Source organism: Pseudarthrobacter phenanthrenivorans, from assembly GCF_000813845.1.
Taxonomy (GTDB): domain Bacteria; phylum Actinomycetota; class Actinomycetes; order Actinomycetales; family Micrococcaceae; genus Arthrobacter; species Arthrobacter phenanthrenivorans_B.
In genome coordinates, this window is record NZ_JWTB01000057.1 from 1 (window position 1) to 961 (window position 961).

2 protein-coding genes are annotated in these 961 nt (G+C 69.9%); both read right to left on the reverse strand.

Annotated elements, in window-relative coordinates:
- Positions 1-47 precede the first annotated feature (47 nt).
- Positions 48-689 carry a nicotine blue oxidoreductase gene (gene nboR / locus RM50_RS20000; protein WP_043456313.1) on the reverse strand — a complete coding sequence of 214 codons (642 nt, stop codon included), beginning with the start codon at positions 687-689 and terminating at the stop codon, positions 48-50.
- A gap of 76 nt (positions 690-765) precedes the next feature.
- On the reverse strand, positions 766-961 hold a 196-nt coding region (locus RM50_RS20005), incomplete at its 5' end, for a hypothetical protein (protein ID WP_043456316.1).

Here is a 961-nt window from a genome sequence, read left to right on the forward strand (position 1 = left end):
ATGCCCTCGAACGGTTCCTGCGCGTCCGCGCCTGACCACCCCTGCTGCTAGTGAAGCAGCCCCAACTGGTCAGGGGTGTCCACGTCCTCGCCGGTGGACAGGTCGCTGCAGTCCACTTCGTCGATGAGCTCCGGATGCGCCCGCAGGAAGCCGCGCGCCCCGGCATCGCCACTCACCGTTGCGCATACGTCGTCCCGCAGGGAGGTGTCGATCAGCAGGGGATGGCCGCGCCGGAGAGCCGCCTGACCGCCGTCGCCCGGATGGGTGTCGCTGTAGGCAGCGGCGGTGATACGCCCCGGGCGGTGCCGGGCCAGCAGCCGTTGAACCGTTGACGCGGTGAGGCCCGGCTGGTCCACCAGGGCGACCAGCAGGTGGTCTCCCCGCTCCGCGGCCTGGTGACCGAGCAGGAACGAGCTGCCCATGCCCGTGCGCCAGTCCTGGTTGACGACGACCCGGTAGCGGCCCAGTTCGGCCGCGGCTGCCACCTCCTGGGCACCCGCTCCAAGCACCACCACCACTTCCCGGCAACCGCCGTCCAGGAGTTTCCCGGCGATCGCCTCCACCAGCGGCCGTCCGCGGTAGGGGAGCAGGGCCTTGGGGCCCAAGCCCAGTCGGGTGCCTGCCCCGGCGGCCAGGACGATGCCCGTCGCCTGGCGTTCCTGCGCGCTGTCCACCCCGGTGTTGCCCATAACTGAACCCTAATCAAACAGGGGCAGCCGGGTCAGTCTCCCCACGGAAGTGACCCGGCTGCCGAGTGCGCTGGCGTCAGGCGTCGCCGCCTGCTCCGCCGGTGGTTCCGGCGTTGACGTCCAGCAACTTGTAGCGGTCCAGGGCATACGACGGCGCACCCGCCTCCACTTCGCCCCTCGCCGCAAGCAACTGCAGTACTTTCACCACGATGGAGTGGGTGTCGTTCTTGAAGTAGCGGCGGGCTGCTGCTCGGGTGTCGGAGAAGCCGAAG